The 12,400-nt window shown below is 36.9% G+C and carries 13 protein-coding genes; 6 read left to right on the top strand and 7 right to left on the bottom strand.

All coding sequences use genetic code 11. The features are described 5' to 3' along the window. The first annotated feature begins 20 nt into the window (after positions 1–20). The 4 genes from EHV10_RS03260 to EHV10_RS03245 all read left to right on the top strand — a co-directional run bounded on the left by EHV10_RS03260 (position 21) and on the right by EHV10_RS03245 (position 2,990). Positions 21–1,037 carry a hypothetical protein gene (locus tag EHV10_RS03260; protein WP_128673390.1) on the top strand — a complete coding sequence of 339 codons (1,017 nt, stop codon included), beginning with the start codon at positions 21–23 and terminating at the stop codon, positions 1,035–1,037. 63 nt (positions 1,038–1,100) lie between these two features. Then, the gene (locus tag EHV10_RS03255; protein WP_128673389.1) at positions 1,101–1,469 is read left to right on the top strand and encodes a hypothetical protein; all 369 of its coding nucleotides are present in this window, start codon (positions 1,101–1,103) and stop codon (positions 1,467–1,469) included. A 68-nt stretch (positions 1,470–1,537) separates the two neighbouring features. Then, positions 1,538–2,545 (top strand): hypothetical protein, encoded by a 1,008-nt coding sequence (locus tag EHV10_RS03250; RefSeq protein WP_128673388.1) that lies wholly within the window; start codon positions 1,538–1,540, stop codon positions 2,543–2,545. A gap of 79 nt (positions 2,546–2,624) precedes the next feature. Next, positions 2,625–2,990: a hypothetical protein gene (locus tag EHV10_RS03245; protein WP_128673387.1), complete on the top strand. Its 366-nt coding sequence runs from the start codon at positions 2,625–2,627 to the stop codon at positions 2,988–2,990. A 206-nt stretch (positions 2,991–3,196) separates the two neighbouring features. On the opposite strand, the gene EHV10_RS03240 is transcribed toward EHV10_RS03245, so the two are convergent. From EHV10_RS03240 to EHV10_RS03215, 6 genes are all read right to left on the bottom strand, one after another. Next, positions 3,197–4,540 carry a uracil-xanthine permease family protein gene (locus tag EHV10_RS03240; protein WP_128673386.1) on the bottom strand — a complete coding sequence of 448 codons (1,344 nt, stop codon included), beginning with the start codon at positions 4,538–4,540 and terminating at the stop codon, positions 3,197–3,199. 19 nt (positions 4,541–4,559) lie between these two features. Further along, entirely contained in the window at positions 4,560–5,501 is a 942-nt protein-coding gene (gene arcC, locus EHV10_RS03235; RefSeq protein WP_007595641.1) for a carbamate kinase, read from the bottom strand. A gap of 124 nt (positions 5,502–5,625) precedes the next feature. Beyond that, entirely contained in the window at positions 5,626–6,825 is a 1,200-nt protein-coding gene (gene ygeW / locus EHV10_RS03230; RefSeq protein ID WP_128673385.1) for a knotted carbamoyltransferase YgeW, read from the bottom strand. A 120-nt stretch (positions 6,826–6,945) separates the two neighbouring features. After that, a complete protein-coding gene (locus EHV10_RS03225) occupies positions 6,946–8,274 on the bottom strand; it encodes a YgeY family selenium metabolism-linked hydrolase (RefSeq protein ID WP_128673384.1) in 1,329 nt (442 codons plus the stop codon). A 31-nt stretch (positions 8,275–8,305) separates the two neighbouring features. Further along, positions 8,306–9,499, bottom strand: a complete 1,194-nt coding sequence (gene dpaL / locus EHV10_RS03220) for a diaminopropionate ammonia-lyase (protein ID WP_128673383.1) — start codon at positions 9,497–9,499, stop codon at positions 8,306–8,308. A 39-nt stretch (positions 9,500–9,538) separates the two neighbouring features. After that, the gene (locus EHV10_RS03215; protein ID WP_128673382.1) at positions 9,539–10,201 is read right to left on the bottom strand and encodes a helix-turn-helix transcriptional regulator; all 663 of its coding nucleotides are present in this window, start codon (positions 10,199–10,201) and stop codon (positions 9,539–9,541) included. A gap of 302 nt (positions 10,202–10,503) precedes the next feature. Here EHV10_RS03215 and EHV10_RS03210 point away from each other — a divergent pair, with 302 nt between their 5' ends. Further along, positions 10,504–11,019, top strand: a complete 516-nt coding sequence (locus EHV10_RS03210) for a hypothetical protein (RefSeq protein ID WP_243116046.1) — start codon at positions 10,504–10,506, stop codon at positions 11,017–11,019. Positions 11,020–11,065: 46 nt separating this feature from the next. Here the strand turns inward: EHV10_RS03210 and tadA are convergent, their stop codons facing one another. Then, a complete protein-coding gene (tadA, locus tag EHV10_RS03205) occupies positions 11,066–11,533 on the bottom strand; it encodes a tRNA adenosine(34) deaminase TadA (RefSeq protein WP_128673381.1) in 468 nt (155 codons plus the stop codon). Between the two features lie 171 nt (positions 11,534–11,704). Between tadA and EHV10_RS03200 the strand changes: the two genes are divergently transcribed. After that, entirely contained in the window at positions 11,705–12,400 is a 696-nt protein-coding gene (locus EHV10_RS03200) for a response regulator transcription factor (RefSeq protein WP_007595650.1), read from the top strand.

The following is a 12,400-nucleotide window of genomic DNA, read 5'->3' as shown; positions in this document are numbered from 1 at the left end:
CATCGAATTAAGGGGATAGTATGAAAAGAATAAAATTAATAAAGATAGTGGTATGTTTTTTTGCTTTTATATGTGTATTTTTGGGATATAAAAAATATAACGGCTATAAGATAATTCTAAATGCCTCTAATCAACCACCAATAATATTTGCAGCTGATTTTAATAGTGGAGATAAAGGAACTTTTAAATATAATGTAAAGACGAGTAAAGCTGAAAAAATTTCTGATTATATATTTCATGAATTATCGTATAGTGACGATTATGAAAAGATTATAGGTGTGATATGGGAAGATAGATTTCAGGGAATAGCTGAGTTGGATATTAGACACTATTTATTTAGGCCTATTGTAGATTTAGAAGAATTAAATAAATGTGCTAAAAGTATAGGATTAGATGACATCAAATATCAAATGCAAGGGGTAACTGATATCCATATGCCTAAATTTTATAAAGGTGGATATACTTTTTTTTGGAAAGATAGTAGAGATGTGATTTGCTATTTTTATAAAGAAAACGATGCTCCGGAAATGGAGGTGTTATATAAAACCGATCATGGAAATTATAGTTACTTTATTAAAGAAGGAAATGATAAAGACTTGTTATTTGTAGAATCACGCCATGAAATTTATAACCAAAAGATTGAAAGAACAAACATAAATAAAAACAATTTAGAAACATTAGGAGATGAAGAATTATTAATTACTTCAAGAAAGAACTTTAGCAACTCAACCGGAAACATGGATGTATCTAATGATACAAATAGGATTGTATACTATCAAAAACCTAATATATCTATTTATGATATAGATAAAAATAGTAAGATAAATATAAATAGTCAATACTTATTTTGGCAGGATATTGTATATATAAAGTTTTCACAGAATGAGAGGTATGTATTTTATGCGGTAGGAAACATTCCGTTTTTCTGGGCTGATGGGTATAGATTAATTTTTTACATAGTAGATAGCAAGACAGGAAATAAAATCCAATTGGATAAGTGGAAAAATGGAGATACATTTTATGGAGTTGATTGGTAGAGAGGAATCTTAAGTTACTCAAAATTAGAAATGGGATTAAGACTATCTTGGGAGGAGACAAGAATGCCAAGTTTAACTATTGTAATTTTGACTACATTTTTATGTTATATAATGCAGTATATTTTTTGCTTTGTAGTAGATAAGAGAGAAATAGAAAAATATGAAAAAAAGATAAAACTTAATAAATATACTGAAAAATTGTTTTTTCTATGGAATAGGAATGAAAAATTATATTGGTTGGTATATATCATAATTATAAGTGAAAGTATACTTTTTATTGTGGTTTGGGTTCTTTATTTCCTAGGTGATATAAATATTTTTAGAAAATTTTTAAATATATATGTAGGAATATGTTCAATATACGATACGATACTTGTAATAAAAATTTTGATGAAAAGAGTAAGGGATTATATTATAAGTAAGAATAGATAAATATATTTTAGTGCCATATGAAGTCAAAATTCATAAGAGTAAAGATTGTACTACTAAAGGGGAGTGTTATGAAGAAAAATATAATAAAAGTATTTATATTTTTGATAATAATCGGTAGTATATACTGCCTTTATAATAAATACAACAAGTATAGGATGTTGAAAGAAATAGATGATAGTACACCGATAGTATTTGCAGCAGAATTTGAAGACGGGAATAAAGGAACTTTTAAGTACAATATTAAAACCGGAGAATATGAAAAAATTTCCGACTATATATTTCAGGAATTATCCTATAGTGATGATTATGAAAAGATTATAGGCGTAATATGGGAGGACAGATTTCAGGGGATTGCAGAACTTGATATGAGAGATAATACATTTAAGCCTATTATAGAGTTGGAAAATTTAAATAGATGTGCCAGTGAGTTGGGATTGGATGAAATAAGTTATAGTCTGCCCGGTGTTACATATATTCATATACCTAGGTATTATAAAGGAGGTTACACATTTTTTTGGAATGATATAGAAAGAGATATTTGCTATATAGAAAAAGAAAATAATATTTGGAATATGAAAATAGTTAACAAAAGTGATTTTAGATGCTATGCATATTTTATAAATGAAGAATCAGATATACTTTTTTTAGAAACAAGTAAAAAGTTATTCCATCAGAAAACCGGTAGAGGAACTATTATCGAAAAAAAAGTTGGTAGTAGTGAAGAAAAGGGAATATTGGACATAGATTTAACAGACGCTATTGATTCAGATGGACTTATGGATATGCTGGTTGACATAAGTAAGATTGCATATTATGAGGAACCGGAAATATACATTTACGATTTACATACAAGAAAAAAGAAACATGTAGCAAATCAATGCTTATTTAATCAAAACATTATGGAATTGAAATTCTCACCTGATGGAAAATATATGCTTTATACAGTAGGTGACAATCCGTTTTTTGGTGGGAGTTTTTATAGAAGAACTTTTTATCTGGTTGATATAGAATCAGGAAACAAAACAAAGCTGGTTAAATGGAAGACAACAGATATGTTTTATGGAATTGATTGGTAGGGATGAAGCTTAAGTTACTCAAATTTGTGGAAAGCAAGAAGCCAAAAAGAGCAAATGATTTACAGAGTAGGAGAAATTTATGCCGGATATATTGACTTTATTATTAGGGACTTTTGCATTGTATATATTACTTTATGGAGCTTGTTGGAGTATAGATAAAACAGATATAGAAAAACATAAGAAAAAAATAAAGCTTAATAAGTATACAAACATATTATTTTTTTTATGGCCAAGGAATGAAAAAGTATATTGGTTAGTATATATACTTATAATTAGTGAAAGTATAGTATTTATATTATTGTGGATATCATATATAACTAATACTGAGTATATTTTTAAAATATTATTCAAAATGTATATATACATTTATTTACTAGGAGGACTGATTCTTGTGATAAAGGTTTTAAAGAAAAGAGTGAAGGATTTTATAAGTGGCAAAAAGTAGCTAAAATAGAAGATTTTGTCAAAGCAACAGATAGAGGAAAGAAAAACTAGAGCCTACGAATATGACACTACACAGGTAGGCTTGGTTTAAGTTACTTGCTAAAGATAAAATTTAGGGAGTGTGAGACTAAAACGAGCCTCACACTCCCTATTTTGAAGTTATCTATTTCTAGACAACTTCACTTTGCTATGATTACAATATAGCTATTATTTTGTTCCTTCCTTTGACTTTGGAAGGAATACATTCAATAGAACAGCCATGATAGTTGCAACAACTACAGGGCTCTTTCCGAAGATAGTAGTAAATTCCGGTGGGAAAGCGGCAAGTGAACCTTGTGCCTGTGATATACCTACACCGAGAGCTACTGAAAGTCCGACAATAGATGTGTTTCTAAAGTCCATCTTCTCTGTGAAGATAAGCTTGATACCTGTCATTGCTATTGAAGCAAATACTGATATTGTAGCACCACCGAGTACACAAACAGGGATAGTAGTAAGCAATGCAGAGAACTTAGGTATAAGACCTGCTATAAGTATTATAATACCTGCAAGTCCAAGTACTGCTCTGTTTATAACCTTTGTTGTTGTTACAATACCTACATTCTGTGAGAATGTAGCTGTAGGAAGTCCGCCAAGTGCGGCACCGAGTATATTTGAGATACCATAACCGATGATACCGCTTCTAAGCTCATCACCTGTAGGAAGTCTGTCCATAGAACCGCTTGTTGTAGCTGATAAATCTCCGATAGCCTGAATAGAGTTTATAGCAAACAAAAGTCCGATTGCTATACAAGCTGCCAGGTCAAACTTTATACCGAAGTGAAGTATCTGAGGCAGTGAGAATACACCTGCACTTGCGACAGATGAGAAGTTGACCATACCAAGCACCAATGCAAGAATATAACCGCAAATCATTGCCACCAATATGGAAGCAAGCTTTAAGATACCTGTAGCAAAGTTGTTGAGTACTATAACAATAATAAGTGTAAAAATTGCTACACCCCAGTTCTTTAAAGAGCCGTAGTCATCTTTTCCAAGACCGCCTGCCATATAGTTTACAGCAACTGAGTAAAGTGAAAGACCGATAGTAAATACTACAGTACCTGTTACAAGCGGTGGGAAAAGCTTCTGAATTTTCTTAACAGAGAAACCTACCAATATAGCAACAATACCACCGACTATCTGAGCTCCAAGTATGGAAGCTACACCCGAAGTTTTCGCAATATCCTGCATAGTAGGAACGTATGCAAAGCTTATACCCATAATAACAGGAAGTTTTGCACCGATTCTAAATGTCTTGGTACCTATACCGAAAAGCTGTAAAAGTGTAGACAATGCGGCAACTACCAAAGCCGCCTGAACCATAAGCACTCTGTCCGGACCTGAAAGCTCAGCAACATTTGATACGATGATAGCAGGTGTTATACATCCTACAATCATTGCAACCACGTGTTGAAGTGCAAGTGGAAGAGCTTCTGAAAACTTTGGGAAACCGTCCAATTCAAATATAGAAGCATACTGCTTCTGGCCTGCATTTGCTGAATTACTCATATTATCAATACCTCCCTGATCAATCTACAATTCTTGTACCTGTCTTGCCGTTAATTGCATCTTTAGCTTTTTCAAGCAATGTTATCATTGCTGTTTTGTTCTCGCCTGAAGCAGCAAAATCTACTGCAGCAAGTACTTTTGGAAGCATTGATCCCGGAGCGAACTCTCCGTCATCAGCATACTTTAAAGCTTCAGCTGTGCTGAGCTTATCCAACCATTTTTCATTTTCTGTGCCATATCCGATGGCAACCTTTTCTACAGCAGTAAGGATAATAAGTGTATCTGCGCCTACATTCTTTGCGAGAAGAGCGGCAGCGGCATCCTTATCGATTACTGCAGGAGCACCTGAAAGATGCTTTCCGTTTGATATTACAGGGATTCCGCCACCACCGCAGCAGATTACAACCTGTCCGTTGTCAGCCATTGACTTAATAGCAGATAACTCAATAATTTCCTGTGGAGCAGGAGAAGCAACAACTCTTCTGTAACCTCTTCCGGCATCCTCTTTTACGATCCAGCCTCTGTTTCCTGCAGCTTCAAGAGCTTCATCCTTGCCCATGAACTTACCGATAGGCTTTGTAGGATTTTCAAATGCTTTATCATTCTCATCTACTCTGATCTGAGTAACAACTGTAGCTATTGGAGGAACTTCAAGATTTCTGTTTAAAAATTCCTCACGAAGAGCGTTCTGTATATCATATCCGATATAAGCCTGGCTCATTGCCACACATACTGAAAGTGGAGTTGAATCGGAGTCGGTATTATGCGCATACTCTGTCATGGCATTGTTTATTACACCAACCTGTGGACCGTTTCCATGAACGATAAGAACCTCATGGCCATCTTCGATCAAATCTACGATAGCCTTTGCAGTAGTTTTTACAGCTACCATCTGCTCTTTTAAATTATTACCTAGGGCATTACCACCAAGAGCTATAACAATCTTGCTTTTGAATTTCATATAAATTTCCCCTTAATGTTAGGATATAGTTTATAAAGATAAAGGGGCAGCCTAAAATAGCCGCCCCCCTTTGTATAGGCGATAGATTATCTACCGCCGGATTTACTAAGACTCACTGGCCTCTTTATTTTTCTGAAAAGATTCTGTCCTGTCCACGTGCCTCAAGCTGCTCTAAAACCTTAGCCGGATCTTTGAACTTCTCAAGTAAGATCATAGCTGCGATTACATATGGCTTGAAGCTTGCTTCCTTGTAAAGAGGATCTCTGTATCTGTCAAATACTGAAGCATCAACCTCACCTTCCTTGCAAGAAACACCTGTGATATCAGCAGGTAAGCAGTGAAGATAAAGAGCCTTACCGTCCTTTGTAAGCTTCATCATTTCCTCTGTACATGCCCAATCCTTGTGGTTAGCGTTCTGAGCTAAAAGCTCCTTCTCTAAAGCCTTGATACCTTCTGAATCACCCTCTGCATAAAGATTTGTTCTCTTCTCCATTGCAGCAAACGGTGCCCATGACTTAGGATAAACGATATCTGCATCCTTGAATGCTTCCTTCATATCGTTTGTAACTGTGAACTTACCGCCACACTCTGCTGCCTGCTTCTTAGCAACCTCAGCAACCTCAGGCATTACCTCATAACCTTCCGGATGAGCTAAAACAACGTCCATACCAAGTCTTGTGAAAAGACCGATAACACCCTGTGGAACTGAAAGAGGCTTACCGTAAGATGGTGAATAAGCCCAGCTCATAGCGATCTTCTTACCCTTAAGGTTCTCAATACCGCCAAACTCATGGATTACATGAAGAGCATCAGCCATACACTGTGTTGGGTGATCGATATCACACTGAAGGTTTACAAGTGTAGGTCTCTGCTCAAGAACACCGTCCTTGTATCCTGCCTCAACAGAGTCTGCAACTTCATGCATATATGCATTACCCTTACCGATGTACATATCATCTCTGATACCGATAACGTCAGCCATGAATGAGATCATGTTAGCTGTCTCACGAACTGTCTCACCGTGAGCGATCTGTGACTTACCCTCATCAAGATCCTGAACCTCAAGACCTAAAAGGTTACAAGCTGAAGCGAAAGAGAATCTTGTTCTTGTTGAGTTATCACGGAAGAGTGATATTCCAAGACCTGAATCAAATACCTTTGTAGAGATGTTTCTCTGTCTTAAATCACGAAGTGCATCAGCAACTGTCCATACAGCGTTAAGCTCGTCGTCTGTCTTCTCCCATGTAAGGAAGAAATCGTTCATGAACATATCCTGTGTCTTCAGGCCTTTTAACTTTTCAACTAAATTCTTGAAATTTGACATTTTTTTAAACTCCTTATTTTTAAAAGCAATGCTTTAGTTTTTATAATATACATTTTTTTACAATCCCGGATTAAACTGTGTATCCGGGATTAAAATTTATCAAAATACAATTTGTAAAGATTAGTCACAGTAGTAAGCAGGAAGTGCTGCATAGAATGCTGCACAAGTTACCAAGTCTTTCTTCCATGTGATCTCATTTGGAGCATGAGCCTGAGCCTCTGCACCGGGACCGAATCCGATTACAGGGATACCGTTTCTACCCATGATAGAAACACCGTTTGTAGAGAATGTCCACTTGTCAAGAAGCGGTCTTACCTCACGCTCAGGTGTAGTCTTTGCATTACCGATTCTCTTGTCACCGAAGAGATCCTTGTAAGCTGCAACAGCACTTGTACAAACCTTGTGATCCTCAGGAAGTACCCAAGTAGGGAAGTAGCACTCGATAGGATATACAACTCCTGTAAATGAAGGTCTGTCATAGTTGTACATGCTTACAACTACATCATCGCCATACTTCTTAACTGCAGGAAGCTGTCTGATTTCCTCAAGACATGACTCCCAAGTCTCACCTACAGTCATTCTTCTGTCAAGAGATACTGCACATGAGTCTGCTACTGCGCAACGAGAAGGTGATGTGAAGAAGATCTGTGAAGCTGTAACAGTTCCTCTACCAAGGAATCTGGCCTCTTTCCACTGATCGTTGTACTTAGGATTGAGCATCTTTACAAGACCTCTGATCTCTGTAGACTCAGCGTCACCGTTGTTGTTAAGTGCACGAACATCTCTTAAGATATCAGCCATCTTGTAGATAGCGTTGTCACCTCTGTCAGGAGCTGAACCGTGGCAAGAAACACCCTTAACATCGATTCTGATCTCCATACGTCCTCTTTGTCCTCTGTAAAGTCCACCGTCTGTAGGCTCTGAAGATACAACGAACTCAGGTCTGATCTTATCCTCATGGTAGATGTACTCCCAGCAAAGACCGTCACAGTCCTCTTCCTGAACTGTACCTACAACCATTACACGATACTTATCGTTAAGAAGTCCGAGATCCTTCATAATCTTTGCAGCATATACTGCAGAAACTGTACCGCCAAGCTGATCTGAAACACCACGACCGCCGATCTCTTCCTCGTCCTCAAATCCCTCATAAGGATCGAAGTTCCAGTTATCTCTGTTTCCGATACCTACTGTATCGATATGTCCGTCAAATGCGATGAGAGTCTTTCCGCTTCCCATGAATCCCATAACATTACCCTGTGGATCCACCTTAACCTCGTCAAAGCCTACCTTTTCCATCTCAGCCTTGATAGTAGCAACGTGAGCAGCCTCATCAGATGACTCGCCCGGGTTTGCAACTATAGCACGAAGGAAAGCTGTCATATCAGCCTTGTATCCTTCGGCTAAAGACTTAATCTTATCCAACTCTTCTTTTGATAATTTACCCATTGTATTGTTCCTCCTTCAATATATAACTATCTTATCTTTCCTTAGCTTCCCAGATAATATTTCTCCAACGCTGTGGATCTGTGTCACCCTCAGTTGAGAAAAGTAATACCTTAGAATCTTTAGTTAAGTTTAGTTTCTCTCTAAGCTCCTTGTACTCATCATCCATCATAATAGTAGCGAGAGCACCGAACGGAGCGGCTCCGGACTCACCTGAAAGTACCTGAGGATCTCCCTTTAACGGAGCGTTCAACATACGCATACCTCTGGCAGCTACTATATCATCTGCAGCTATAAAGCATGTCACATGATTCTTTAAAATATCCCAAGATGTGATATTCGGCTCACCGCAAGCAAGACCTGCCATGATTGTATCCATATCTCCATCTACTATTCTTATATTACCGTCAGCAGCCTTTGCACCCTTGTAAAGACAAGCTGCAGCCTCAGCCTCAACAACTACCATAACAGGTGGGTTCTCTTTGTATTTATTTGCAAAGTAACCAACCATTGCACCTGCAAGTGAACCGACACCTGCCTGAACAAATACATGAGTAGGTCTTTCAGCAAACTGAGCATCAGCCTCAAGAGCCATAGTACCGTATCCTTGCATGATCCATGCAGGAATCTTCTCGTAGCCTTCCCAAGCTGTATCCTGAACCACAACACCGTGCTCAACACCGGCAGCAAGCTTTGCAGCCTCACGAACGCACTCATCATAGTTTACATCGGAAATCCAAGCATCAGCACCTTCAGCCTTGATATTGTTTAATCTGGTTTCTGTAGAACCCTTTGGCATAATGATTACTGATTTTTGATGTAACTTATTTGCTGCCCAAGCTACTCCACGACCATGGTTACCATCTGTAGCAGAGAAGAATGTAGCAGGTTTGAATTTCTTTGCAAACTCATCGGATGTAAGAACTGAATAAGGTAGTTCCGATACATCTACATTCATCTCATCAGCTATGTACTTAGCGATAGCATATGAGCCGCCAAGAACCTTAAATGCATTCAAACCGAATCTGTAGGACTCATCCTTTACCTTTACTGTTCCTAATCCAAGGAATTTAGCCATTTCCTTTAAATCAGCCAATGGTGTTTGAGTATACTGAGGAAAGCTCTCATGGAATGCTTTCGCTTTTGTTACTTCTTCCACAGACATTATCGGAAGATTGGCATCCTCTGTTTTGGGCATATTATTTAAGACCCATTTTAGTTGTGACATGAAATTTTAAACCTCCTAAATTGTTTAGCAAAAATGCTATTATTCATTAACTGTCTTAGCCTGTTCAATGTAGCTATACAGCGTGAATTTACTGATTCCAAAAAATTGGGAAATCTTGTCCCCTGACTTAGTGATGAGAAAAGCACCGGCATCCTGTAAAAATTTAATGGCCTTAATCTTTTCATCCTTTGTCATAAGGGCAGGTGTCTTTCCTACAATCCTTACGCTTTGTTCTATCAGATTTTCAAGTAAATCATTTACACTAAGTGGGATTTGTCCATAAACGTCTTCCTCGGCAGCTTCAAAATTCTCAACTATACTTGAGAGAGTTGCCTGAGCATTTATGAAATTTGTCATATCATGGTTTATACCAAGAATAAATCTGTATTTACCGGTTTCATCCTTTAAGAATACGGAGGAAGATTTTAATATCCTGCCGTCGGTTGTATGAGTCTTATATCCGAGGTGATCACTTACGTTTTCCCCTTTTTTTAAGGCTTCAAGAGTTCCGAGAACTATCTTTGAAGCACCGTCACCAATTTTTCTTCCCGATACATGACCATTGATGATATAGCAGATAGTGTGCTCTAGATCGTCAGCTTGTAAATCATGAATACAGACTTCACAATCACTGCCAAAATGTCTGGCTATACCATGTGCAATCATTACCAAAGATTCTAAAGTTAAATCATCTCTATTCATAAAATCACTATTGCCATTCCTTTATTATTTGAATACCTAAATTTTTTTTAGGTATCTATAATATAGCACCTTTAACAAAGCAAATCAATAGCAAACTAAAAAAAATTTAGGTCAACAAAAACATTGTAAGAATACACATAAAACAAGGTATTTAGTTGAATTTATACAGTAAAAGGGGGTTGATAATCAATTGACGAAAAATAAGCAACAATTATTTTAAAAAAAGTATATAAATTTTAACTGTACATATTTAGGTGAAGAAAATATAATAATAGACATAATAAACAAAGGAGGAAATACTTTTGAAGAGGTTTATAATAGTGCTTTCCTGCCTTCTCCTGGCAGGATGCGGCAGTGCCGGTAAAGCCTATAATGAAAAGACGGTTGCTGAAAGCAAAATAGCAAATGAGAGTAATATAAATGAGAACAGTACAGAGGCAGAGAGTGAATCTGTAAAAAAAGATGGAGATGTAGACTATGATTTGACCGTTATGGGTGCAGATATGGTATATGCCACAGTATATCAGATGATGATAGACCCCAAGTCATATATAGGCAAGAGCTTTAAAATAAGAGGAAACTATTATTCTTCATACAGCAATGATAAAGATGTATACTATCATTTCTGTATGATAAAAGATGCGGCGGCATGTTGTGCACAGGGATTGGAAATTCTTTGGGCGGATGAAAAAATGAACAGACATGAAAACTGTCCTGAAGAAGATACTCTTGTTACTGTGGAAGGTGTATTTGAGACTTATGAAGAAGGCCCTAATACATATGGAAGAATAAAAGATGCGAAGATAGTGGAAGAGTAAGTATAAAGCCGGGACTGACCATACATTTTGACAGTCCCGGCTATTTTTATGATTTGCTCTGCCTTAAGGATTTAAAAAAAGCGGTAAGCATACCGGAACATTCATTTTGAAGGGGACCTGATATAAGTTCTACTTCCGTTTTGTGGTTGAAGCCGTTTGTTTGTAAAATATTTATAATGGAACCGGCACATCCGGCTTTCGGATTCATGGCGCCGAGAACTGTCTTTTTGATTCTGGACTGGACTATTGCACCTGCACACATAGGACAGGGTTCGAGCGTGATATACATGGTACAATCTTCAAGCCTCCAATCGCCAAGCTTTTTACAGGCCTTTTTTATTGCAATAATTTCAGCATGAGAGAGTGTACTCTTGTCCTTGTTTCTTCTATTATATCCTCTTGCTATTATCTTATCTTCAAAAACAATCACACAACCTATAGGAACATCACCTATAGCTCCGGCTTTTTTTGCCTGCTTTATGGCTTCTTTTAAAAAATATTCATCTCTATTCATATATTTCCTTTACAAGACACAAAAAATTAACACTTTTGGTTTATAATTATAAAACTACAAAACTGTTAGAAAATATTCATTTTTTTATATTAAAACAAATGGTATAATGTAAACAGTTATAATTTAAACTAAATTAAAATAAAAATCAAATCAAGATATAAAGGTGGAACGATGGAATTAATATTGGTATGTGATGACGACAGAGAGATAGTAGATGCAATAAAAATCTATCTTTCTGGGGAGGGCTTTGAAGTACTTACAGCCTATGATGGTGAAGAAGCGGTAAAATTGATGGCAAAACACAGAGTTGATTTGCTTATAATAGATATTATGATGCCTGTACTGGACGGAATAAGGGCTACGATGAAGATAAGAGAGAACAGTACTGTGCCTATTATAATGCTTTCGGCAAAATCTGAGGATGCGGATAAGATTTTAGGACTGAATATCGGTGCGGATGATTATCTTACAAAGCCTTTTAATCCTCTTGAGCTTGTTGCAAGAGTAAAGAGTCAGCTTAGAAGATATAAAAAACTTGGAAATATGTCTGTGCCTGAGTCACAAAAGGTTGTTGTAGGTGACCTTGAAATTGACGATGAGACTAAGGAAGTTACAATTGCGGGAGAGCTGATAAAGCTTACACCTATAGAGTATAATATACTCTTGCTTCTTGCAAAGAATGCCGGAAAGGTGTTCTCCATTGACGAAATATATGAGCAGATTTGGAATGAAGAGGCTATCGGAGCAGATAATACCGTGGCTGTACATATAAGACATATAAGAGAGAAAATAGAGTTAAATCCTAAGGAGCCAAGATATTTGAAAGTTGTCTGGGGAGTAGGATACAAGATTGAAAAACAAAGCTGA

It is taken from the genome of Lachnoanaerobaculum gingivalis, assembly GCF_003862475.1.
GTDB classification, from domain to species: Bacteria; Bacillota; Clostridia; order Lachnospirales; family Lachnospiraceae; genus Lachnoanaerobaculum; species Lachnoanaerobaculum gingivalis.
The sequence above is the reverse complement of the archived record's forward strand: the minus strand, read 5'-3'. Positions and strand labels throughout refer to the sequence as shown.

Coding starts and splice junctions, on each gene's coding strand:
- EHV10_RS03255 (WP_128673389.1), top strand. CDS start 1,101: ATGCCAAGTTTAACTATTGTAATTTTGACTACATTTTTATGTTATATA.
- EHV10_RS03240 (WP_128673386.1), bottom strand. CDS start 4,540: ATGAGTAATTCAGCAAATGCAGGCCAGAAGCAGTATGCTTCTATATTT.
- EHV10_RS03260 (WP_128673390.1), top strand. CDS start 21: ATGAAAAGAATAAAATTAATAAAGATAGTGGTATGTTTTTTTGCTTTT.
- EHV10_RS03215 (WP_128673382.1), bottom strand. CDS start 10,201: ATGAATAGAGATGATTTAACTTTAGAATCTTTGGTAATGATTGCACAT.
- EHV10_RS03250 (WP_128673388.1), top strand. CDS start 1,538: ATGAAGAAAAATATAATAAAAGTATTTATATTTTTGATAATAATCGGT.
- dpaL (WP_128673383.1), bottom strand. CDS start 9,499: ATGTCACAACTAAAATGGGTCTTAAATAATATGCCCAAAACAGAGGAT.
- tadA (WP_128673381.1), bottom strand. CDS start 11,533: ATGAATAGAGATGAATATTTTTTAAAAGAAGCCATAAAGCAGGCAAAA.
- EHV10_RS03225 (WP_128673384.1), bottom strand. CDS start 8,274: ATGGGTAAATTATCAAAAGAAGAGTTGGATAAGATTAAGTCTTTAGCC.
- EHV10_RS03245 (WP_128673387.1), top strand. CDS start 2,625: ATGCCGGATATATTGACTTTATTATTAGGGACTTTTGCATTGTATATA.
- arcC (WP_007595641.1), bottom strand. CDS start 5,501: ATGAAATTCAAAAGCAAGATTGTTATAGCTCTTGGTGGTAATGCCCTA.
- ygeW (WP_128673385.1), bottom strand. CDS start 6,825: ATGTCAAATTTCAAGAATTTAGTTGAAAAGTTAAAAGGCCTGAAGACA.
- EHV10_RS03200 (WP_007595650.1), top strand. CDS start 11,705: ATGGAATTAATATTGGTATGTGATGACGACAGAGAGATAGTAGATGCA.